1 protein-coding gene is annotated in these 402 nt (G+C 49.5%); it reads left to right on the forward strand.

Annotated features, from left to right (window positions below; all coding sequences use genetic code 11):
• Positions 1–402 (forward strand): cell division protein FtsA (gene ftsA / locus QN347_RS19520; RefSeq protein ID WP_323494359.1); only part of this gene is annotated, 402 nt, incomplete at both ends.

Consider the following 402-nt stretch of genomic DNA (forward strand, 5'->3'; position numbering starts at 1 on the left):
CTATACCGGTATTGCAGGTAGTCATATCCGCAGCTTTAATTCCAGCGGCATGGTTGCGATTAAAGATAAAGAAGTCACGGCTGCTGATGTATCGCGCGTGATTGAGACTGCCAAGGCAGTAAATATTCCGACCGATCAGCAACTGCTACATACCTTGCCGCAAGAATTTATTGTGGATAGCCAGGATGATGTGCGCGAGCCTATTGGCATGAGCGGCATTCGTCTCGAAGTCAAAGTACATATCGTCACTGGTGCAGTTTCCGCGGTACAGAATATCGTCAAGTGTGTACGCCGCTGTGGTCTGGAAGTGTCTGATTTGATTTTGCAGCCAATGGCATCGGCAGAGGCAGTGCTGACCCGCGATGAAAAAGAGCTTGGCGTTGTCCTGATTGATATCGGTGG

Source organism: Sphingomonas sp. 10B4 (genome assembly GCF_035019905.1).
Taxonomy (GTDB): Bacteria; Pseudomonadota; Alphaproteobacteria; order Sphingomonadales; family Sphingomonadaceae; genus Sphingomonas; species Sphingomonas glacialis.